A 23348-nucleotide genomic window follows, 5' to 3' on the forward strand; every position below is an offset into this window, starting at 1 on the left:
GATGGGGAGGGCAGTGAAGCTGGACGTGGTGAACTGCCTCTTTGGATCTAGGAACGGCGACTTAGTTGATCTGGTAACGATCTATCACATGGACGTCTTCGATGGGGCAGTCCGGATATGTCCAGACTTTTCTGCATTGGCGCGAACTTGTTGGACTAAGCCCGACGGGGCTAGCGCCTGCACCCCAATTTCAAGATCATCAAAAAAACCAACCCGTCGTATTACGAAGCCTCCTGCTCTGATGATGGTCGCAGCGAACTCATCGCATCTGCTCCAACAGTCCTTCGACGGGATTCCCTTCCCCAGCACGTTATACCAATCGGGTGATGAGTTCGTAGCAACCAGGAACGAGAAATTGGATTGGTAAAAAAATGAAATCATTTCTCGAATCTTTTCATACTGTATTCGAACGGCGAGCGAGTATTTCAAGCCGTTTTGCTTTTCCAGTAGTAGCTCGATTACATCATCTGGGTTTCCGCTGAGCATTCTCTGAATCTCAGGATCTCTAGTCGGTCGCTTGTATCTAGCGATGCGATCGTTTGGTCGCCAACTAAGATCGCCGCCCACTAACCAGAATCTCATATTGGGACTGAGATTTGAGATACATTTCCAGGCATCGTCAACGCACAGCGAAAAATGATGTAGTTTGTTGTCTCGAAAAGTGACATCCGACAACCATTCTACAAGTCCGATTGATAGGTCCGCATAGCCACCGCCCTTGATCGTGCGAAGGCCATGCTCCGAAAACGCATCGTCAAATGTTAATAATCGTGGATGTCGATCGGTATTTATTCTGCATTTCATTATTATTACTCATATCTTATGAACCTACCTTAATAATTAATTTTTTGGTCATCTTCGGTAGACGGAAATTTCTTATCCAAATCATCAAAAAATTCGGGCAGATCGACACGGTAAAAAAATTGCGTTTCTTCACGCACGCCTGATACTTCCCAGCCGTCTATCCCCTTCCCGATGTAGATGGTAGGGATTTGGATGCCCCGAAAGGCGAAGCAGAGTTCATGTCGCTTCCTATAGTTGAAGTTCTGATCTTCCTCGGCGTCGCTGAAATCCTCTCTGTCCCAGAATTTTTCAATGGAATGATGTATTGACCCTCCCCATTCAATGAATGGCGGTATATCTTCGTCCAGCAGATATTTCTTGTTTTCTCTAAGCCATGTCAGGGGCGCGCAAATATCCCAATTTACTGTCATTACCTCCACGGGTTCATGACGCGATGGCATCACTATTGCCAACTGCACCGACCCGAGTTGTGCATCCTCATTGAAACCAAGTTGCTTCGGGGATGCACCAAGGATGGCATCGAAATTCAAGCGTAGTTTATTTATCATTTTCCTTTCCTGGATTTTCCGTACTGTGATTTGCTGAGGTCCCCTCGACGAACGAATTCCCTCAGGACATCGGCCGAAGTTTCCTTGCCAGGGATGGGATAACCATGCCAGCCGCCGACATTGTCGGGTTGAAACTCATAAATTTTTCCATCCTTAATTCCATATCGTTGCTTTCCATCCTGGATCGAATTGTTCAAGACTTCCTGGGCAGTGCGGTCGTCCAGATCCATCGGTGTTCCCCAACCACCACGAGCGTGCTTTTCGGTAGGCGCATATCGAGGTGCATCTTGCCCCGATTTGCCCTCACTAAATATCGCCCCCAACCCCTCCACCACCTTCAGCGGAATATAGAGCGGGTTCTTGACCCGCTCTACCCCGTCTTCCAGCAGATCCCAAACCGGCTGGATCAGCACTTTGGCGCCGTTGGCGCCCGACTTGTCGGGCTGCCCCATGACCGTGGCTTCGCCCGGATCGGCGGGCCGGGCTGGGGTTTTGAAAGGATCGAGGGGCTGCCCTGTTTTTCCGCCGCCGCCAACTATGCCGCCGTTGTTCTGTGGATTCGGACGCGGCGCGAACTGATTGTTCTCCCCTTCGATCGTCGCCGCATTGGCCGCAGTGCCGGCGTCGATGTCGCCGACGCTGGCGATGCCCGCCACGAGGCTGCGCATCGCATCGAGGCGGGCTTGCTTCTGTTCGTTCGTCAGACCATCAGCGGGTGCCATCAGCGAGCCAACGACCGAGCTGGTCGCTGCGCCCATCGCGCCAGCACTGCATGACTGGCTTGCGGCTGCCGCGCCTGCGCAGCCGACGATGGCGTGCAGGGCGGCGCGTGCGGATTCGGCGCCCGGGGTGCCGTCGCCGATGCCGGCGGCGATCTGTTTGACGCCCGTGGCGCCCAGTCCTTGCAGATAGCCGACTGCTGCACCTTGCACGAACTGCGTGGTTGATCCGGTGACGTTGCCGCCTGCGGCTGCGGTCAGTGCCGTGGTGATGCGTCGATACGTGCCGCCTGGTCCCCACTTGGCGGCGTCTTCGTATTGCTGGTCGAGTTCTGCGCGACGCGCAGGGTCGGTCTCCTTGTCGCGCGCGAGCTTGATGGCATCGGCCTCCTTCGCCCGATTATTCAAAAACGCCCCCGTCTCCCGCTGCAAAGCGCCGACGATCTCGAAGCCGGCTTTGATCTCCTTCTCGTTGAAGATTGGCTTGAGCGCGTTGCTGCCGTCGACTTCGCTGGAGACATCGCGGTTCAGTTCGGCCAGCGTGTCGTCAGCCGATTTGCCTGTCAGCGCCTGCTGCGCCTCGGTATCGCGAATGGTGATGGCGGCGTCGCTGATGCCGCTGTGCGTGGTACTGCTCGACTTGCCTTTGGCGCCGATGGCCACGGGTGGCGCGGCGCTGAATCCGCCCATCGATGGCAGGCTGCTGCCCGGCACCTTGTCGCCGCCCGTGGCGGCTTGCCCCTGCTGGTTCGTGCCGACTGTGTCGACGCCGCCTGCAGTGCTCCCCGGAGTGCTCCCATCGTCGCCGCCTGTTTGCTTGCTGCTCCCCTTCGACGCGAACCCGCCGCCGATGCTGACGCTGCTGGCCGTGTAGCTCGCCTTGTTGTCGATGTCGCCGGTGGTCAGCGTGCGGGTGTCGAGGCGGTTTAGTTTTTCTTCCGCTGCCTTGCGCGTCGAGGTGATCACGCCGCCATCGAGCGATGTGTTGCCCTTCACGCGGATGTTGAATCCGCCGTCGCCCGCCTTCAGGCCCGATTGCTCGGTCACGCTGGCATAGCGGCCGTCGATCTTCTGCTGCCCGATGTTCGCGCTGCCGGAGAAGCCGCCACCCACCGTGACGCTGCCACCCGCGCTCTGGTCCTTGCTCCTGTAGTCGTGGATGTCCTGCAGGCTGCCGATCTGGAGATGGCCGCCGATGTCCGCATCGATCATCCGGCCGCGGGCCACGGCACCATTCAGCTCCGTATCGCCGCCCGATTCGATCTTGAGTGTCTGGCCGGCATCGACCCGCGAATGGGTCCACGTGCGATCAGTGCCTTCGCCCTTGCCGCGCGAGCCACTCGCGCTGGCCGTCACGCCGAACGATGTGCCGCCCTGGCCTGCCTGAAACCCGACCCCCATGCCGACGTTGGAACTCTTGCTCTGCCGGCGCATGTCCGATACGTTTTCTGCGCCCAGCAAGTGCACCTTGCCCTCGGCCTTCAAATGGAGGTCCTCTCCCGCGCGTACCTCTGCGCCGCGAATCGTCAGTTCCGAATCCTGGCCGTTGCCCGTCGCCATGATGCGCACGTTGCCGCCTGCCGCGACGGTCGAGCGCGCTGCCACATCCGCCCGATTGGTGGTGCGGCTCTGGTTCTGGCTGCTGCCCACCGTGATCGAGAGCCCAACACCGCCACCGCTGCTCGGATCGGCCATCACGGCATCGGCCGCATTCTTCGCTGCCAGTGCGGTCGTGGCGCCGGCCAGTGCCTGCATGCGGGTGTCCGAGGTATTGCCGCCTGCGCGCTTCATCTGCTGCGCGGTTTCGATGAGCGCGATGGCAGGAGCGGTCACCGCCATGGTCAGCCCCGATTGCCGGAAGCGGCTTTCCTCGGTGCTCTGGCTCGCCTCGCGCGCCTCCACGATCTCGCCTTTCCTGGCGAAGATGCCGATGTCGCCCTTGGGCGCCACCACATGGCTGCCTGTTTGCCGATAGGCGTCGCCGGCAATCAGCGTGACATCGCCTTGGGTCACGCCAATGGTGGACGCCGCTGCCGTAGTCCGGGTGCTGCGTGCGTCGTTGTTCTGCTGCTGCGTGCCAATGGTGAACGCCGTGCCGCCGCTGTAGAGGAAGCCGCTCTTCTTCGTTTCCTTGAAGTGGCTCTCGGTGGTGGTGTTCTGCGCTGCCTCGATCGAGAGCGTGCCCCTGGCCACGACCCTGGTGCCGAGATCGGAGACGACATTGCTGCCTGTGATGTCGATGTTCTGACCCGCATGAAGCTCGACGGTGCTGCCGCTGAACGTGGTGGCCAGCGACGTTGTCTCGCGCAGGCTGTCGCGCGTGGTGGTGCGAGACGATCCGAGCAGACCGCTGCGCTGTTGATCGCGGTCTTCGCTCCAGTTGCTGGTGTTCTCGCCAGCCGTGAGCGTGGTGTTGCGACCCGCCACCGCCAGCAGCGCGCCCGCATCGCTCGTCACCTGCGCGGCGCGCGCGCGGAGGTCGCGTTCCGCCGAGAGGGTGACGTCGCCGTTCGTGCGGATCGATGTGCCGATCTCCTGCGTGCTTCCTTGACGCAGGGCGTTGCCCGCGTTGCGCACGTTGTCTTCCTGCACGCCAACGCGAACGGTGCCAAGCGTCAGGTCGCGGCCTGCTGCGATGACGGTCTTGCCTGCCTTGCCCGTGTTCGAGATCTGTGCACCGTCGAGCACCATGTCTCGGCCCGCCAGCGCCGTGAGCGTGGCACCTGGCTTGCTGACGTAGAGACCCGCCACACGATCCACGTTGGTACGGCTGAACGTGTTCTGGCCCGACTGTGTCTCGCTGCTGCGAGTGGTGGAGGCCAGCCGCAGGTCACGCGCAGCCACAACCCGCAGCGCAGAGCCTGCATCGATCGTCCCGCCCGTGTTCTCGATATCCTCACGCGCCTGCACCCCGACCGCGTCGCCCGTGATGCGGCCGCCGAGGTTCTGCACGTTCTCCGCAACGAGCCGGATGGCGCGGCGCCCGGCGATGGTGCCCGTATTGGAGAGATCGCCACGCAGCGACAGGTCGACCACGTTGGCGGCGATGAGCGTGCCGTCGCCCTTGAGATCGCCCGGTTTCGTGCGGACGTAGACCTGCGGCACGAGTGCGGTGGCAGTGGTGCCATCGGGTAGCGTGACGCGTTGCTCGACGAGCCACACGATGTCGCTTGTGAGTTGTGCAATCTGCGCAGCGGTGAGCGCGACGCCGGGACGCAATTGCATGTCGCGCGCCACCGTGACGCCATTGGCGAGCAGCGCGCGGTATTGCGCTTCGTCGCTGCGGTATCCGTCGAGGAAGCGTCGGCCGGTCAACTGCCCGATCTGTTCGCGCACGAGCTGCTGTTCGTAGAAGCCGTCGCCCAGACGTTTCTCGATCATCTCGGGATCGATGCCGAGTTGATCGAGCATGGAGTCCGATGATAGCCATTGCCGATAGTCGGTGAATCGCGCATCGGTTTCGATCAGGTGGGTGCCGCTGCCTGGGCGGAACAGGCTGCCCGACGGAATCTCGGGGCGGAAGTCGATGGTGCGGACTGTTGATGGATCGTCGCTGCCGGTCGTGGCGATGTCGATAAGGCGTACACGGGTGTCGCCATTCGCACGGCGGCCCTCGATGCCGTTGCCGCTGTCCTCTCCCTGGTGGTTTGCACGTATGACCGCCAGGCCCAGGTCGAACGCGCGATACTCGTCGGCGGGCGTGTAAGCAATCCTGGGATCTCGCTCGCGAGTGGTGTAGCGCCGCACGCCGCCGCGCCATCGCCCATATGTGTACTGGCTGGTGCCAACGCGCCGGATCACCTCGTAACCCACGGCATCGCGGTTCTCGATCTTGTCCGCCTCCCCAGTCAGCGCGCCGCCGGCCATGATCTGACTGTAGGCGTTGAGCAGGTCCTCGCCATCGATATCGATCGACCCGCCCGCGCGAATGATGGCCGGTGTGCTCTGTGTCACGCGGTCGACAGAGCGCGTTTCGGTGAAGTCGTAGTCCGTGTAGTTCTGGATGGGCTGCCCGGCGATGGCGGAGTCGGCGTCGGCCTTGCCGCGATAGCGGCCTGCACGGCTCCATGATTCCCATTGCAGCGTGTCGAGGTCGTACTGGTTCGGATCGTTCTGCGGCTGGACAGTTTGTCTGCGGACGGAATCGCCCACCTGTACCCGCTCGGTACGGAAACTGTGGTCGGTGTTGCGCAGCGACTCCGTGGCGAGCGACATGTCACCGAGCGATTCGATCGTGGCGCTGGTATTGCTGAGGTAGTCGGCGCGTCCTGTGGCGTAGCCATCCTCGTCGAGCGCGCCGCCGATGTTGAGCGTGCCCCCGCTGAAGATCAGCCCCTGGTCGCGATTGATGATCTCGCCTGCGCCGATATCGAGTTGCTCGCGCGCGGCGATGGTGGGGGTGCTGGCCTTGTCGTCGTCGACATGCTTGTTATTGAACAGCTGTCTCGCCTGGATGGCCAGTCGGTCACTGTAGAGCCGGGCTGAGCCGAAGTTGTATAGATAGTCGGACTCCACACGCGTGAAGCCGCCATCGATCAGGCCTTCATTGAAGAGTGTGTTGCGCGCCACGATGGTGGTCGTGCCACCCTCGATCACCCCGGCCAGCAGGTTGTCGATGTACGTCGTACGCAACACCAGTCCATGCGCCTGTACCGTGCCCTTGTTCCCTATCCAGTCGGTGTCGATGTCCGCGCGCCCATCGGCGACGATCGTGCCTGCGTTCTCGAGATATCCAGCCGCGATTGAAAGGCTTCCGGCGCTGCCGATGTGGCCGTCGAGGTCATTGGTCAGCCCCTGTCCCGAAGTATCGACATGCAGTGCCACGGATGCCTGCAGCAACCCAGCGTTGTTGTCGAGCGCGCCACTGCGGATATCGAGCGCTCCATCGAGCGCGGCGATCCTGCCAGCGGTATTGCCGAGTTCTCCACTGCGCGTATCGATATCGACATCCGCGCCGAGCACCGAACCTTCCACGTTGTGCAGCGTCGATGCCGAGATGCCGAGTCGTCCCTTTGCGGCCTGTAGCGTGCCGCCTGCGTTGTCGACGGCATGTTGCGTGGCGATGTCGATGCTGCCGCGAGACGACGCGACGAAGCCATCGTCACCGTTTGCAACGGTGCTGCCACGTAGCTCGACGTTGTCGGCCGCGTACAGGGCACCGCCCCGGTTGTCGATGGCTTCACCGACGGTGACTGCCAGCGTGGCGCCGGCCATCATCGTGCCGGCATTGCGCACGCCCACCGCGGCAATGCGCGCATCGCTCATCGCTTGCAGGACACCGGTGTTCTCCAACCGGCCATCGCTGGTCACCGACAGTTCGCCCGCCTGTGCGCCGATATGCCCGACATTGCGCATGCCAACGCCGTGTTCCGTGCCGATCAGTGCGATCTTTCCCGCGTACATGCCGCCGAGCGCGCTGACATCGAGTGCGTAGGCCGGTGCCGAACCAGAACCGCTCGCCGGTGTGATCGAGGCCAACGTGGCATCGGCATCGTGCGCACCTGTCGCAACCTTCAAGTCCTCTGCCCAGATGCCGGCATTGACGCGCACGGCACGCGCAAGGAGATCGGTATAGCCCACGCGGCTGGCATCCAGGCCGGCGCCCGTGATGTCGATGCCGCCTCCACGTACGCGATAGCCTTCCAGGCTCCCGCCGTTGACGATGGGCGTGCCAGTGGTCATCGTCACACGATTGGCGTTCAGGAAGCCGCAGCCATCGCACGTGATGCCCGCCGGGTTGGCGATCACGATTTGCGCGCGGTCACCGGCCACTTCCGTGTAGCCGCGCAACTGGCTGGGGTTGCTGCTGTTCACTTCGTTGAGAATCACGCGTGCCGTGCCGCCCGAGAGCCACGGATTGCCTTGCACCCATCCGCCCAGTTGCGTCTGCGCGTTCTGGCGGGCGTTGTTCAGGATGGCGCCCCGTTCCTGCACATCGAACTGGCTGTAAGCGTTGCGCGACACGCCGGCCGCGCTCGGGGTCTGGATGTTGACCAGCGGCGTGCCATTGGGCGCGGTCAGGACCGTGGGCCGCTGCTGGCCCGGTGCGTTTGGGTCCGCGACGATCTGTGCGGTGGCAGTGGTGACCAGTGAGACCTGGCCGAGCACGAAGACGATGCGGTACAGACGCTTGTTCATTGACCCATTTCCGAGAAAGGAATGCGCGTGGCGGTTCAGTACGACCAGCTCACGTTGAAGCCCGCCGTCGTGCTGGCGGTGACAAAGCCGGTTGGCTTGTAGAGGGGCTTGCCGATGAAGAGATCGGCATGGAGGCCGCGATACCCACCACGCATGCCCATCACGGCACCGGCCAGTTGCGTGCCCACGAGGTACGCCGCGCTGCGTCCATTGACCTGCCCGTAGTCCGCACCGGCATACAGTTCGAATCCCCTCCCGGCCAGCGAGAGGGCCAGCTCGTTGCGCACGAACCATCCCCGGTCGCCGATCAGCGTGGATTCCCCATCGAAGCCGCGCACCGTGTAGCGGTTGCCGATGGAGAAGCGGTCCTGCGGCACCAGCGGCGTGAAGTTCCACTGGCCACGTACGGCGCCCGTGTAACGCAGGCGCTGTGCGGCCAGCACGAAGGGCACGGTCAGTTGTGCGTCGGCAAGCAGGATTTCCGGACGTGACGTGCCTTCATCGAACCGTTCCTCGGGGGCGCGCAGCGAGGCCATCGCGCCGGTGCCGCGTCGATAGGCGAGGTTGGTGTCGAGCGATGCATGCCCGAGGAACTCGCGATGTGCGAGGCCGAGTTCCCAGCCCGCCGTGCGGCGGCGCTGGTTCCGCACCTCGGTGTCGTCGATGTAGTTGCCGGAGCCACGCGCCCAGCCGCGCGCGTAGGCGGTGGTCTTGCGCGAGGCATCGCGATACAGCAGCCGAGACAGGCGGAGATCGGCGTTACGGCTTTCGCCGCTGTAGCGATAGTTCTGGCTGTAGCCGAATACGGTCTGGTGATACTGGTTGCCGCTGGCAGTGATGCCGAGCAGCCAGCGGTCATAGGGAACCGAATAATGGACCGTGTAGCCACGCGTGCCGTTGCTGCCTGCACCGCCGCCGCCCAGGTCGTGATTCAGGCTCGCGTAGAAGAGATCGTTCAGTGTCCACCAGTGATCGAACGACACCGTGACGTTGCCCTGGTACTTGCCGGTCTGCTTGCTGCCCGAGTCGTCCACTGTGGCGCTGATGCGGAACGGCATGCCTTGATGCCAGCGGATGACGAGATCGCTCTCCCCGGGCTGCGCGTCAGGGCCTTCGGCGGGCGTGATCTGGATATCGGCCTCGGCCGTGGGTACACGCTTGAAGTTCTCCAGCGCCTGTTCGATATCGCGCAGGTTCAGGATGTCACCCGGATGCGCGGGCATCGCATTCCATAGCGTCGCGCGCGTGCTGGAATCCTCGCTGAAGCGGATGTCGCGGATGCGGCCGGGGATAACGGTCAGCGTCAGCGTGCCCGTCTTCAGATCCTGTGGCGCAGCCAGTACGCGCGTGGTGACGTAGCCCTTGCGGACGATGGCGTCCTGCACACGGGCCATGACAACGTTGATGCCTTGCGACCCCAGGCATCGGCCGATGGCGGGATCGTCGGAAACATCCGATGCGTTGGCCGCATTCGCAGCCCAGTGGAATCGCTCTGCCGCATCACCTGTCAGCGTGATGCGGTCGATCCGGAAGCAGGGCGATTCGTTTTCCGGAATTCGTTCGGAAGCGGCAACCGCAGGTGCTTCCAGTCTGGCGTCGGGTGAGACTTCCTCGCGCTCACGCAGGGCGCGCTCGCGCTCCTGCTGCCGCAGTTGTTCCTGGGTGTCGCGTTGGGGAAGGGTAGGCGCAGTCTGCGCCATGGCAAGCAGGGGCAGGGCGAGCAGAGTACCTATCGCCAAACGCCCTGCATTTTGTAGAAGATGTTTCCGACCGTTCCCGTTGTCCCGCACCGACTCGCTCCGAAAGAGGATCGGCGCGACATACAGGAATCAGTTCAGACCGTGGACGTTGCATCCACGGAATCGTCACACGCCGGATCAGGAGCGCGACGATATCGAGACAAGGGAACGGTGAAAATCGCAGCTTTACGAAAGTCGCGATTGTTGCAGATCGTCTACCGCACCAGCCCCGCAGCAGCCTTCTCGATGAACTGCGCAAGGTCGATGTCACGCTGCGTCAGGCCGTTGGCGTCGTGGGTGGACAGCGTGATGTCAACACGGTTGTACACGTTGAACCACTCGGGGTGGTGATCCACCTTGTCGGCGCGCAGGGCCACGCGGGTCATGAAGCCGAACGCGGCGTTGAAGTCCGCGAAGCTGAACGATTTCTGGATGGCGTCGCGGTCCTTGACCGGGGTCCAGCCGGGCAGGGTAGCGAGCAGAGGCTTGCGTGCCTCTTGGGAAAGGGGTGTCATGTCGGGCTCGATCAAAAGGATAAAAGACGATGGTACGGCGGTTCAGATGTCGTCGCTATCGGCCCAGCCTTCGCGGTTGCCCACCTGGATCACTTGATCGCCTTCTGCGATGTCACCGGCGCCCAGCGTCGGCAGCGCGCGCAGTTCGGCGTACAGCGATGTGAAATCCGGACGCGTGGCATCGAACAGTTGTTCGAAATCGTCGATCACGAAGTACGTCTTCTGGAACGTGTCGATGCGATAGCGCGTGCGCATGATGCGGTGCAGGTCGAAACCGATGCGGTTCGGGCTGGCGGAGTCGAGGCTGTAGATCGATTCGCCCTGGCTCGACAGGATGCCCGCGCCGAAAATGCGCAGACCGTCCCGCGTCTGGATCAGGCCGAATTCCACGGTGTACCAGTACAGGCGCGACAGCATGTCGAGCGCACCCAGCCGCGCGGCCTTGAGGCCACCCTTGCCGTAGGCTTCCATGTAGTCCGCGAACACCGGGTTGATCAGCAGCGGCACATGACCGAACACGTCGTGAAAGCAGTCCGGCTCCTGCAGGTAGTCGAGCTGCTCCGGCTTGCGCATCCACCAGCTTGCCGGAAAGCGGCGATTGGCCAGGTGATCGAAGAACACTTCATCCGGCACCAGTCCCGGCACTGCCACTACCTGCCAGCCCGTGGCGCGCATCAGCATCTCGTTCAACTGATCGAACTCGGGCACACGGTCGCGTTCCATGCCGAGTGTGGCCAGACCCTGCAGGAACTCGTCGCAGACACGGCCTTGCAGCATCGACGCCTGGCGGTCGTACAGCTTGCGCCAGATCGCATGGTCGGTCTCGGTATAGCGGTGGACCGGCTGGGCGATGGTGAAGTCGGCGCGCAGTTCCTGGCCGGACAGCAGGCCGGCTTCGAACTGTTCCTGGAGCTTCGCGGTCATCGTGCCGGCAAAGCTGGCTTCCGTTGCGGCTTCGGTCGTGGCGGCCGAAAGGTTCATGGGGTGTCTCCGATGCGGGTTTTACGCATAGTCTAGCCATGCAAGCGCGCGGACTGGCCGCAAAAGCAGTGATTTTTGCGATGTCGATGCATATAATCCGCACATCTTCGATTCGTCATGCGGAATTCCTGCGCGCCATGAGCCCCACCGACCTCGACCCCTACGACCTGGCGCTTCTCACGGCGCTGCAGAGCGACGGACGCTCCACCCACCAGCAACTGGCCGAGCGCGTCCACCTATCGCCCAGCCAGGTCGGGCGGCGGCTCGCGAAGCTGGAAGCCGATGGCGTGATCACCGGCTATCGGGTCAACCTGTCGCCACAGGCGCTGGGGCTGGGGGTGCTGGTCTTCATCAGTGTGAAGCTGGCCCACCATGGCGACACGATCATCGAGCGGTTCAAGGAGGAAATCCTGCTGCTTGAAGAAGTGCAGGAGTGCTACACCGTGGCCGGCGAGGCTGACTACCTGGTACGCGTGGTGGTGCCGGACCTGCCCACGCTGGCCGAATTCACGATGAAACGGCTCATGCGCGTGCCCGGTGTGGAAAGCGTGCGTTCGAATATCGTCCTGACGGCCCTCAAGCGTGAGGGGGCGTTGCCGCTGTCGCATCTGCGCTGACCCGGAATGTAGTTCTGCCGAAATGTGCCGAGGCTTGCGCTTGGCATCGGCGCGTGTCACCCTCGCCCGGAGCCAAAAATCCGGAGAAGTCAGCATGATCGGGAAGATCGCCACGGTGGCACGCGCCACCGCCGCAGGTCTGGTATTGAGTGCGCTGGCGTGGTCGCCGGCCGCCACGGCGGCGCAGGTCACGCGCTTTTCGCCCGAAGGGGTGAACCCGCAGGTCCGCCAGGTGGCGATCCGCTTTGACGAGCCAATGGTGCCGATGGGCGACCTCAAGGCCGCTCCGCCTGCCGCGGTCTCCTGCACAGGCGGCAGCGTGGGCGGCTCCGGCCGCTGGGTCAACGCCACGAACTGGGTCTACGACTTCGAACGCGACCTGCCGCCCGGTGTGCGCTGCACGGTACGGATGAGCAGCGGACTCAAGAGCGTGGCCGGCAAGGACTTCGCCGGCAAGACCGAATACAAGTTCGAGACGGGCGGCCCGATTGTCGTGTCGGCCCGCCCCTCGGGCGGTGAGGTCGAGGAAGACCAGGTCTTTGCGCTGCGCTTCAACGGTGCGGCCACTGCGGGCTCGATTCGCCAGCATGCGTGGTGCCAGGCCGAAGGTCTTGGCGAGCGCATCCCCGTGCGGCTGCTGACCGGCAAGGATCGCGATACCGTCATCGAGGCGCTGCACTGGAAGGAAGTGGCCAAGCGCGAGGGTGACGCTATCCACCTGCTGGCCTGCCAGCAGCGGCTGCCCGGCGGCGCGCGGATGCAACTGGTGCTCGACGCCGGCATTGCCACGCCATCGGGGCTGGCCACCACTGCGGCGCGTCGCTTCGACTTCACCGTGCGCGAACCCTTTACCGCGGGCTTCACCTGCGAGCGCGAACGTGCCGAGGCACCTTGCACACCGCTGCGGCCCATGACGGTCACGTTCTCGTCGCCGGTGCCACGCAAGCTGGCCGAAGGCATCGTGCTCAAAGGCCCATCGGGTCCGCAGAAGCCCGCTTTCGATCCGGACGAGGCTGCCGATGCACCCGTCTCGTCGGTGCAGTTCAAGGGGCCGTTCGCGGAGAAGGCCAGTCTGACGATTGAAGCGCCAAAGGATCTCAAGGACGAAAGCGGCCGCGCGCTCGCCAATGCCGACCTGTTCCCGATCAAGCTGACCACGGCCACGTTGCCGCCGCTGGCCAAGTTCGCTGCCGCACCGTTCGGCGTGGTGGAGCGCTTTGCCGATGTGCCGCGCGGCAAGTCGCCCAATGATTTTCCGCCGCTGCTGCCCGTGACGCTGCGCAACGTCGAGGCAGACCTGCCCACGTTGTCCGTGCGTGCCGAGGCTGGCACCGTGGCGCGGCTCAAGGTCGATGACGACGGCGCCATCCTGCGCTGGTTCGGCATGGTCAAGCGCATGCACGAGAACACCTGGACCAAGGAGCAGATCGCAGCGATCCGCACCGGCCAGGCGCCGTACAGCGTGCGCAGCCCGCGCGATGCACCGGCTGTGGAAACCCGTGCGGTGTCGCTGCTCAACGGCGTGAACGGCGCCAGGACACTCGCCATTCCCAAGTCGACCGACACCAACCCGCGCCCCTTCGAAGTGGTGGGCATTCCGTTGCCGGAGCCCGGCTTCCACGTCGTGGAAATCGCGTCGCCGATGCTGGGTGAAGCGCTGCTCGGCAAGAAGGCGCCGATGTACGTGCGGACCGCCGTGCTCGTGACCAACCTCGGCGTGCATTTCAAGCTCGCACGCGGTGAGGGTGAAGGTGACATGAGCGGCATGGCGTGGGTCACCACGCTTGACGATGGCAAGCCCGTGGCCAATGCCAGGCTTGCAGTGCGCAACTGCGATGGCGAACTGCTGGGCGAAGGTGTCAGCGATGCCACGGGCGTGGCGCGCTTTGCCAAGCTGCCGGATCGCCGTCACAAGGACTGCGCCAACGGCATGGATGGCTACTTCGTGTCCGCACGCATCGCCGCCGATCATCCGCAGGCGCGTGGCAAGGCCGACATGGCGTTTGTGATGTCCGACTGGACGCGCGGCATCGAGAACTGGCGCTTCAACGTGCCCACGGACCTGAGCACCAAGCAGACGGTTCGCGCGCACACCATCTTCGATCGCACGCTGGTGCGTGCTGGCGAGACGGTGTCGATGAAGCACCTGATCCGCAACGAGACCGCACAGGGCTTTACGTTGCCGAAGGACATGCCCGAGACGCTGGTGATCACGCATCAGGGCAGCGGCCAGAAGTACGAGATGCCGTTGGCGTGGCGCAATACCGCGACGGGCGGGCGTAGTGCAGAGAACACGTTCCAGGTGCCGCCATCGGCCAAGCTCGGCGTCTATGACGTGGCGCTGGTCTACACGAACAATCGCACGCTGGAGAGCGGCAGTTTCCGTGTGGAAGCGTTCCGCCTGCCGGTGATGTCGGGTTCGCTGTCGATCACCAAGGACCCGAAGATCAAGGGCAACGCACTGGTGGCGCCCACCGAGGTGCCGGTGGGCGTGGAGATCCACTACCTGAACGGTGGTGGTGCGGCGGGCCTGCCGGTGCGTGTCTCCGCACTGCTGCGCGGCAAGTCCGTGAACTTTGCGGACTACGACGAGTTCTCGTTCAACCCGCCGCGTGCGCAGCAGCAGTCGAGCAGCAGCGGCGGCGACGAGGAAGAAGACCAGGACAGCGAGAGTGCACGCGAGAGCGAGAAGCTCGTGGCGGACAAGCTGCCGATGACGCTCGACAAGGACGGCAACGGCAAGGTCACGATCAAGGATCTGCCGAAGGTGACCACGCCGGGCGACCTCGTGCTCGAAGCCGGCTTTGCCGATCCGAACGGCGAGATCCAGACGCTGCGCCAGAACGTCTCGCTGTGGCCCTCGGCCGTGGTGGTGGGCATTCGCGCGGCAAGCTGGGTATCGGTCAGCCAGAAGCTGGCGGTGCAGACGGTGGTGGTCGATACGCAAGGCAAGCCGATTGCGGACTCGCCCGTGCAGATCAAGGCGCGTGCCCGCATCACCACATCTGCGCGCAAGCGTGTAGTGGGCGGCTTCTACCGCTACGACAACCGTAGCGAGACGAAGGACCTCGGCGTGGTGTGCGAAGCGCGCACCGATGCGCAGGGCAGGGCGCGCTGCGAGGTGGCGCTCTCGCAGGCCGGCGAAGTCGAACTGATTGCCAATGCGCGCGATGCCGATGGCCGCATGGCGCAGGCGGCCACCACGGTGTGGGTGACGCGCCAGGGTGAACTCTGGTTCGGCGGTGAGAACCACGACCGCATGGATGTACTGCCCGAGAAGAAGAGCTATGCGCCCGGCGACACCGCCGTGTTCCAGGTGCGCATGCCGTTCCGCCGCGCGACGGCACTGGTGGCCATCGAGCGCGAAGGCATCCTGGAAACGCAGGTCGTCGAACTCAACGGCAGCGATCCGACGATCAAGCTCAAGGTGAAGCCGGAGTGGGGACCGAACGTGTATGTATCGGTCCTGAGCATTCGCGGACGCCTGCGTGAAGTGCCGTGGTACTCGTTCTTCTCGTGGGGCTGGCGCCAGCCGCTGGACTGGTGGCGTGCGTTCCGCAGCGAGGGCAAGGAGTATGTGGCGCCGTCGCCGTTGGTGGATCTGTCGAAGCCGGCTTTCCGCTTGGGCCTCGCGGAGATCCGCGTGGGCAGTGAAGCGTATCGCCTCGATGTTTCGGTGACGCCTGACAAGGCGACGTATCCGGTGCGCGGCAAGGCGCGCGTGGTGGTGCAGGTCAAGCTGCCCGATGGCAAGCCCGCAGCGAATGGCGAAGTGGCGCTGGCCGCCGTGGATCAGGCGCTGCTCGAACTGATGCCGAACGGTAGCTGGAACCTGCTCGATGCGATGGTGCAGCGGCGTAGCTATGGCGTGGAAACGTCCACGGCGCAGATGGAAATCATCGGACGACGCCACTATGGCCGCAAGGCGGTGCCGGCCGGTGGTGGCGGCGGCAAGAGTCCGACGCGTGAACTGTTCGACACGCTGCTGCTCTGGAATCCGCGCGTGCAGCTCGACGCGGAAGGCAAGGCCACGCTGGAGGTGCCGCTCAATGATTCGCTGACGAGCTTCCGCATCGTGGCCGTGGCGGACCTCGGCGTGAACCGCTTCGGCACGGGTAGTGCATCGATTGCCGCGACGCAGGACCTGCAGATGATTTCGGGCCTGCCGCTGCTGGTGCGCGAGGACGACAAGTACCGTGCGATGTTCACGCTGCGCAATACCACGCAGCGCGCGATGACGGTCGAGGCCACGGCGCGCGCGACGCTGGTCGATGCGCAGACGCTGCCTACGCAAACGGTGCAGGTTCCTGCGGGCGAAGCGCGCGAAGTCAACTGGGATATCACCGCGCCTGCGCTGCTCGCGTACTCTCGCAGCGGCACGATCCTCTGGGAAGTTGCCGCTACCGAGAAGGGTGGCGGCGGTGCCACTGACAAGCTCAAGGTATCGCAGCAGATTGTGCCCGCCGTGCCGGTGACGGTGCAGCAGGCGATGCTCGCGCAGCTCACGCCGAACCTGTCCGTGCCGGTGCAGGCGCCTGCTGGCGCGTTGGCCGATCCATCGGGCCGGTTGCGTGGTGGCATGCAGGTCTCGCTGCAATCGTCGCTGGCAGGTGGCATGCCGGGCGTGCGCGAGTGGTTCCGCAACTATCCGTTCAGTTGCCTGGAGCAACGTACGTCAAAGTCCCTGGGTCTGGCCGATGCATCGGCATGGGATGCACTGATGGCGCAACTGCCGTCGTATCTCGATACCAACGGGCTGGCTTCCTACTTCCCGCTGCGCAGCGATGGGCAATCGGGCAGCGAGGTGCTGACCGCGTATCTGCTGACGATTGCCAACGAGGCGTCGCGTGCTGGCCTGCCAATGCGCATTCCCGATGCGCAGCGCGAGCAGATGGAGCGTGGACTGATCGCGTTCGTGGAAGGACGCATCACCCCGCCGCGCTGGGCGCCGGCTTCGGCATCGATGGATCTCGACGTGCGCAAGCTCGCCGCCATCGAAGCGTTGTCGCGTAGCGGCCGCGCACAGGCGCGCATGCTCGGCTCGATCCAGATCCTGCCTGACCAGTGGCCGACTGCGGCGCTGATCGACTGGCTCTCGATTCTCTCCCGCATGCAGGACGTTCCCGAGCGCGACAAGCGCATGGCCGATGCCACGCAACTGCTGCGTAGTCGCCTGACAGTGCAGGGCACGCGGCTGGTGTTCTCTACTGAACGCAGCGACAACTGGTGGTGGCTGATGCAGGGCGGCGATGTCAACGCGGCCAAGCTGCTGGCGCTGGCTTCCGAGCTGCCCACGTGGAAGGACGATGTACCGCAACTTGTGACGGGCCTGCTCGGCCGCCAGACGCGCGGTGCATGGATGACCACCACGGCCAATGCGTGGGGCGTGCTGGCGATCAAGCGTTACGCGCAGGTCTACGAGAAAACACCGGTGGCGGGCACGGCGCGCGCCACGCTCGGCGATGCCACGCGTACGTTCGACTGGAGCAAGGCGAAGCAGACCGAAGGCGTGGCCAGCGGCGCGGTGGATCTGCCGTGGCCGGCAACGTCCGCAGGCAACCCCGCACTCGGCGCGCTGCAGGTGGAGCAGCAGGGCACGGGCCGTCCGTGGGCCACGGTGCGCGCACTGGCGGCGGTGCCGCTGACCGAACCGGTCTCGGCGGGCTATCGTGTGCGCCGCACCGTGACACCGGTGGAGCAGGCGGTGGCGGGCAAGTGGTCGCGCGGCGATACATACCGCGTGAAGCTCGATATCGATGCACAGTCCGACATGACGTGGGTGGTGGTCAGCGATCCGGTGCCCACTGGCGCCACGATCCTCGGCAGCGGCCTGGGCCGTGATTCGGTGATTGCCACGCGCGACGAGAAGAAGGCATGGTCCGACTTCACCGAGCGCACGACCGAGGCGTATCGCGAATATTTCAGCTATGTGCCGAAGGGCGCGCTGCAGGTGGAGTACACGGTGCGGCTGAACAATGTTGGCGAGTTTGCATTGCCGCCATCGCGTGTGGAAGCCATGTACGCGCCCGATGTCTTTGGCGAAACGCCTAACCAGAAGGTCGTTGTAGGAGCTGGCAAGTGACCTTCATCACCATGCGGATGCCCCCGCGCGTGCGTGAATGGTGGCTGGTGGGCGCACTGGCCGGCATCACCTATGGACTGCTGCTCTTCCAGGTCTCGCTGGACCTGCCGGCCGGCGCGCCGTTGACGGGCAGGATTGCCTATCAGCCGCTATGGAAGGCGGCGATGGCGTTGCTGCTGGCGCGCGCGGCGTGGTTCCATCAGCCGAAGCAGGAGCGGCGCTGGCTCGTCACGGCGCTGCTGTTCTCCGCCCTTGGCGATCTGCTGCTGGCGCTACCGGGGCTGCGGATTTCGTTCCTGGGCGGACTCGGCGCGTTCCTGCTGGCGCATATGGCTTACATGCGGATTTTCATTCCGCTGATCGAAGATCTGCGTCCGCATCGACTGGTCGGTTGCGGCATCGTGCTCGGTGCTGCGGGTGCGATGCTGGGCCGGTTCTGGCCGAACCTTGGCGAACTGAGGGTGGCCGTGAGCGCCTATATCGTGATCGTCGCGATCATGGCGTGTTCGGCACTGATGGCGAGATTGCCCACGCCGCTGGCTGCGATCGGTGCGCTGTTCTTTGTGGCGTCGGACGCGATGATCGGCATGGCGAAATTCCTCTCGCCATTCGATACGTATCAGCTCGGCATCTGGTGGACCTATGCGATTGCGCAGGTGTTGCTGGTGGCGGGCCTGGTATCGGGACCGCGCGAACGCAGCGTCTGCAGCGAGTGTGGCGAGCAAAGATGACATGCTGAAGTTGCGCCTCTGCTCTCGTATCCGCCTTGTGGCTGCGGCCTGCCTGCTGATGTCGGCGGTTACGGCCCACGCCGTACCTGGTTTCCGCGAGGTACGCGACAACTGGCGCAGCGCCGATATCGTCGTGACCGATCGGCATGGAGAAACCGTGGCGCGTGTGCGCGACGATTTCAAGGCACGTCGGGGCGACTGGGTCACGCTGGTCGATACATCGCCAGCGCTGCGTACGGCCATCGTGATGTCCGAGGACCGGCGCTTCTATGCGCACAGCGGCGTGGACTGGCAGGGCGTGGCTGCTGCCGCGTGGGCCAATCTGTGGAACACGCGCACGCGTGGCGCCTCCACCCTGACGATGCAACTCGCGGGGCTGCTCGATGAGGATCTGCGCGCGGGTCGTGGCCGCAGCTTTGGACAGAAGATGGGGCAGGCGGTCAGTGCCTCGTCGCTGGAGCGCGGCTGGAGCAAGGACCAGATTCTCGAAGCCTATCTGAACCTCGTACCGTTTCGCGGCGAACTCGTTGGCTTGTCGGCGATGTCGCAGACGCTGTTCGGCAAGGTGCCGAGCGGACTTGATGCGCGGGAGTCGGCGGTGGCCGTGGCGCTCGTGCGCAGCCCCAATGCTTCCGCACAACAGGTATCGAAGCGCGCGTGCGGCATCCTGCGCGAGATGAAGCAGCCGCGCGAGTGCGACGGACTCGAAGGCTTCACGGCGCTGATGCTCGCGAAAGCGGTTAGCCTGCCTGGCGACGGCATGGCGACGCGGCGTGGCAATCTTGCGCCGCACCTGGCGCGTGCCGTGATCGCGCAAACCCGTGCGATGACACCGGCAGGCAACCCACTGCCACCGCGCATCGCCACCACGCTCGATGCCAACTTGCAGCGCGTGGCCGTGAACAGTCTCGAGCGACATCTGCGTGAACTGTCGGGCCGCAATGTCGAGGACGGTGCGGTAGTCGTCATCGACAACGTCAGTGGCGACGTGCTCGCTTACGTGGGATCGTCGGGCGCGCTGTCGGCGGCGGCGCAGGTCGATCACGCGGCGGCGCTGCGGCAGGCGGGTTCCACGTTGAAGCCGTTCCTCTATGCGCAGGCCATCGAGGAACGCAGGCTGACGGCGGCATCGTTGCTCGATGACCGGCCCGTCAATCTGCCCACAGGCGGTGGCCTCTACATTCCGCAGAACTACGATCATCGCTATGCGGGCTGGGTGAGCCTGCGCGCGGCGCTTGGTGCGTCATTGAACGTGCCGGCCGTGCGCACGCTCGTCATGGTCACGCCGCATCGCTTTCATCGCCGGCTTGTTGCGCTCGGTCTGCCGCTGACGCAGTCGGGCGATTACTACGGCTATAGCCTCGCGCTAGGTAGTGCCGATGTATCGCTGCTGTCGCTGACCAATGCCTATCGGAGCTTCGCGAATGCGGGGGCGTATTCGCCTGCGCGGATGACGTCCACTACGGTCGCTGCGCCGCGCACTGTGATGTCGCCAGCCTCGGCGTACGTGATTGGCGATGTGCTGTCGGATCGCCATGCGCGAGCGCGCACGTTCGGACTCGATAGTCCGCTGACCACGCGCTTCTGGACGGCGGTGAAGACCGGCACGAGCAAGGACATGCGCGACAACTGGGCGGTAGGCTGGTCGCAGCGCTACACCGTGGGCGTGTGGGTGGGCAATGCCAGCGGCGCGAGCATGCATGACGTGTCCGGTGTGTCGGGTGCGGCGCCGGTCTGGCACGAGGTCATGGAGGCCCTGCATGGCAGCACGCCGAGCCAGGCACCCACGATGCCTGCGGGCGTGGAGCGTGTGGCGCTGACGTTCGACGGCAATCTCGAACCGGCGCGCGAGGAAGTCTTCGTGACGGGGACGGCAGTCAGCCAGATCCGCGTGGGCTCCACGGGCAAGACGCAGAGCGCGCCAGCCATCGCAAGCCCCGCCGACGGCACGATCTTCGCGCTCGATCCGGATATTCCGCCTGCTGCGCAACGCGTCTGGTTCCATGCCGATGGTCTGACCGGTCAGACTGCGAATGCGGTGAGCTGGCGAATGGATGGCAAGCCCCTGGGCCGCGGCGGGCAGGTGGCATGGCTGCCGTGGCCGGGACGGCATCGTGTACAACTGGTGGATGCCGCAGGCAAGGTCGTTCATGACATCGGCATCGAGGTGCGCGGTGCCAGCGTGAAGGAGGCCGTGCCGCAGAAGGTCTCTGCGCGGCGTTGAACCTGCCTGTCGCTGGTGTCGGCGACAATGCTCGCCTCCTGACGTGACCTGCAAGGCTTTCCGATGACCCATTCGTTCCAGCCGCTCGATGCCGCCGCCACGGCCGCCCGTCTGCCGTATCCCGAACTGGCGCAGGCCATCGCCGCCATGCTTGGCGAGTTGCGCGATGGCACGGCCATGGCGCCACCACGCATCGCGCTGCCCATTGGCGATGCACAGCACGGTGCTGGCACGCTGCTGGTGATGCCGGCGCGCAACCGCGACCTGGTGATGACCAAGAACATCACGGTGCATCCTGACAATCCAAAGCGCGGACTCGCGACGATCCTCGGCGAAGTGCTCGTCGCCAATGCCCATACCGGCGAGCGCATCGCCATGCTCGACGGACCCACGGTCACGGGTCGCCGCACCGCTGCGGTGTCATTGCTGGCTGCGCAACAATTCGCTCCGGTGCCGGACGGCGAACTGTTGATCGTCGGCGCCGGCGTGCAGGCCGAGACGCACCTCGAAGCCTTCGTCTCCGGACTGCCGGTGCGCAAGGTGTGGTTCCAGTCTCGGACACGGGCCAAAGCAGAGGCACTGGCCGACCATGCGCGCGAGCTAGGCGTGGAGGCGGAGGTGATCGACGAGGTGGCTGCAGTGCTGCCGCGCGTATCGATGGTGGTCACGGTGACATCGAGCCGGACCGCCGTGCTGCCCGATCTCGATAGCGGACTCTGGACGGACCGGCACTTCGTGGCGGGCGTCGGCGCTTTCCGCCCCGACATGTGCGAACTGCCCCCACAGCTCTGCCATGCCGCCGCAGCCAGTGGCCGTCTGCTGGCCGACACCCTGTTCGGGATCGAGGACGAAGCCGGGGATCTGTTGCAGGCCGGTATCGACTGGAACGACGTGCAGCCCTTCCAGACTGCGATTCTGCAGGGCGAGGCGCTGCGGACGAAGGCCGGCAGCCCGCTGGTGTTCAAGAGTGTGGGCTATGCGCTGTGGGACCTCGCCGCGTGCGTGCTGGGCAGCGCCGTTGACTCATCAAAATAGCCATGTTGTGGGTAATGTTTCTCAGTTTTGAAACAGAACCGTTGCGCTGACGCGTCGCTTTCTTTCGGAAAACTCCTAATTGGTCACCCGCTGTTTTGGGTTAACCCTGCCTTTAGGGCATTTCTTCTATGATCCCGTTCCGTGTTTGAAACAGGCTGCGCGGGCCGCGCAGGATAATGCGACCCAGCAGTGGTTGTATTCAAAGAGGATGGAGCAAGAGGAACAATGAAAAAGATCTATAAGAAGATGCTGGTGGCAGGCGCCGCCATGGCACTGGCTGGCGTCGCACAGGCCCAGTCCGCGGGCAGTAACATCGTCAGCTTCGGCTGGATGCGGGTGATGCCCCAGGGGCATTCCGAATTTCTGACCATCGATTCCGTCGCCGGTCGCCCGACGGGTGGTCTGCAGCGCCAGAACACCGGTGCCACGATCGATTCGGCCGATACGCTGGGCCTGACGATGTCGCATTTCTTTACCGACAACATCTCGGCCGAGTTTGTGCTGGGTGTGCCGCCGAAGCATGACGTGAGCGGTGACCGTGGCTACGAGAAGTACGGCAAGCTCGGCACGGTGCGCCAGTGGAGCCCGGCCATCGTGGCGAAGTGGCACTTCTTCGATGCCAAGACGAAATTCCGCCCGTACGTCGGTATCGGTGTGAACTACACGTGGTTCACGGGCGAGACCGTGACGAACCAGAGTTTTGTTCAGGGCGAATTCGGCCCGGGTTCGACAATGGCCGCCACGGCCAAGTCGTCCTGGAATCCGGTGTTCAACATCGGTGCCAGCTACGCTGTCACGGATAACTGGTTCGTGGGTCTGTCGGTGTCGTACGTGCCGATCTCCACGACGGCTAACTTCACGACCACGCTGGCCAACGGCGCCAAGGTCGAGTCGCACACGAAGATCAAGATCGACCCGATCGTGACCTTCCTGAACGTCGGCTACCGCTTCTGATCCCCTGCGGGGACCAGCAGTGAAGAAGGGCACCCCTCGGGGTGCCCTTTGTACGTTATGCGGCGCTCTTAACCGGATAGCCCGCACCTTCGATCGCCTGCTGCAGTGCCGATCGGTCTGCGGCGGACTCTACCTTGACCGCCTGCGTGGGCACATCGGCGCTGACCTGTGCAGCCGGGTCCACCGCGTGCACGGCCTTGGTGATGGCGCTCACGCAATGGCCGCAGGACATGCCTTCTACCTGGAACTGGATCATGGAAA

Annotated in this window: 13 protein-coding genes; 6 read left to right on the top strand and 7 right to left on the bottom strand. The window is 63.9% G+C overall.

Annotated features, from left to right (window positions below):
* Positions 1–84 precede the first annotated feature (84 nt).
* The 6 genes from FFS21_RS18325 to phhA all read right to left on the bottom strand — a co-directional run bounded on the left by FFS21_RS18325 (position 85) and on the right by phhA (position 11444).
* Complete coding sequence (locus FFS21_RS18325; RefSeq protein WP_137926204.1) at positions 85–486, bottom strand: hypothetical protein; 402 nt, start codon at positions 484–486, stop codon at positions 85–87.
* A gap of 347 nt (positions 487–833) precedes the next feature.
* On the bottom strand, positions 834–1352 hold the full coding sequence (locus tag FFS21_RS18330) for a hypothetical protein (RefSeq protein ID WP_137926205.1): 519 nt from the start codon (positions 1350–1352) through the stop codon (positions 834–836).
* On the bottom strand, positions 1349–8209 hold the full coding sequence (locus FFS21_RS18335) for a two-partner secretion domain-containing protein (protein ID WP_137926206.1): 6861 nt from the start codon (positions 8207–8209) through the stop codon (positions 1349–1351). The genes FFS21_RS18330 and FFS21_RS18335 overlap by 4 nt, the downstream gene beginning before the upstream one ends.
* Positions 8210–8244: 35 nt before the next feature.
* Positions 8245–9909 (bottom strand): ShlB/FhaC/HecB family hemolysin secretion/activation protein, encoded by a 1665-nt coding sequence (locus tag FFS21_RS18340; RefSeq protein WP_137926245.1) that lies wholly within the window; start codon positions 9907–9909, stop codon positions 8245–8247.
* 254 nt (positions 9910–10163) lie between these two features.
* Positions 10164–10463: a 4a-hydroxytetrahydrobiopterin dehydratase gene (locus FFS21_RS18345; RefSeq protein WP_137926207.1), complete on the bottom strand. Its 300-nt coding sequence runs from the start codon at positions 10461–10463 to the stop codon at positions 10164–10166.
* Positions 10464–10505: 42 nt separating this feature from the next.
* The gene (gene phhA, locus FFS21_RS18350) at positions 10506–11444 is read right to left on the bottom strand and encodes a phenylalanine 4-monooxygenase (protein ID WP_137926208.1); all 939 of its coding nucleotides are present in this window, start codon (positions 11442–11444) and stop codon (positions 10506–10508) included.
* A 137-nt stretch (positions 11445–11581) separates the two neighbouring features.
* On the opposite strand from phhA, the gene FFS21_RS18355 reads away from it, so the two are divergent.
* The 6 genes from FFS21_RS18355 to FFS21_RS18380 all read left to right on the top strand — a co-directional run bounded on the left by FFS21_RS18355 (position 11582) and on the right by FFS21_RS18380 (position 23087).
* Positions 11582–12061 (top strand): Lrp/AsnC family transcriptional regulator, encoded by a 480-nt coding sequence (locus tag FFS21_RS18355; RefSeq protein WP_137926209.1) that lies wholly within the window; start codon positions 11582–11584, stop codon positions 12059–12061.
* Positions 12062–12155: 94 nt separating this feature from the next.
* Positions 12156–18143, top strand: a complete 5988-nt coding sequence (locus FFS21_RS18360; RefSeq protein ID WP_137926210.1) for an alpha-2-macroglobulin family protein — start codon at positions 12156–12158, stop codon at positions 18141–18143.
* A gap of 11 nt (positions 18144–18154) precedes the next feature.
* Positions 18155–18874, top strand: coding sequence for a lysoplasmalogenase (locus tag FFS21_RS18365; protein WP_502705183.1), 720 nt, complete (start codon positions 18155–18157; stop codon positions 18872–18874).
* A 1-nt stretch (position 18875) separates the two neighbouring features.
* Complete coding sequence (gene pbpC, locus FFS21_RS18370) at positions 18876–21098, top strand: penicillin-binding protein 1C (RefSeq protein ID WP_137926212.1); 2223 nt, start codon at positions 18876–18878, stop codon at positions 21096–21098.
* Between the two features lie 63 nt (positions 21099–21161).
* On the top strand, positions 21162–22133 hold the full coding sequence (locus FFS21_RS18375; RefSeq protein ID WP_137926213.1) for a delta(1)-pyrroline-2-carboxylate reductase family protein: 972 nt from the start codon (positions 21162–21164) through the stop codon (positions 22131–22133).
* A 225-nt stretch (positions 22134–22358) separates the two neighbouring features.
* A complete protein-coding gene (locus FFS21_RS18380; RefSeq protein WP_137926214.1) occupies positions 22359–23087 on the top strand; it encodes an OmpW/AlkL family protein in 729 nt (242 codons plus the stop codon).
* A gap of 55 nt (positions 23088–23142) precedes the next feature.
* Here the strand turns inward: FFS21_RS18380 and FFS21_RS18385 are convergent, their stop codons facing one another.
* Positions 23143–23343, bottom strand: coding sequence for a heavy-metal-associated domain-containing protein (locus FFS21_RS18385; RefSeq protein ID WP_137926215.1), 201 nt, complete (start codon positions 23341–23343; stop codon positions 23143–23145).
* Positions 23344–23348: the final 5 nt, after the last annotated feature.

This window comes from Cupriavidus sp. 2SB (assembly GCF_005503625.1).
In the GTDB taxonomy this organism is placed as follows: domain Bacteria; phylum Pseudomonadota; class Gammaproteobacteria; order Burkholderiales; family Burkholderiaceae; genus Cupriavidus.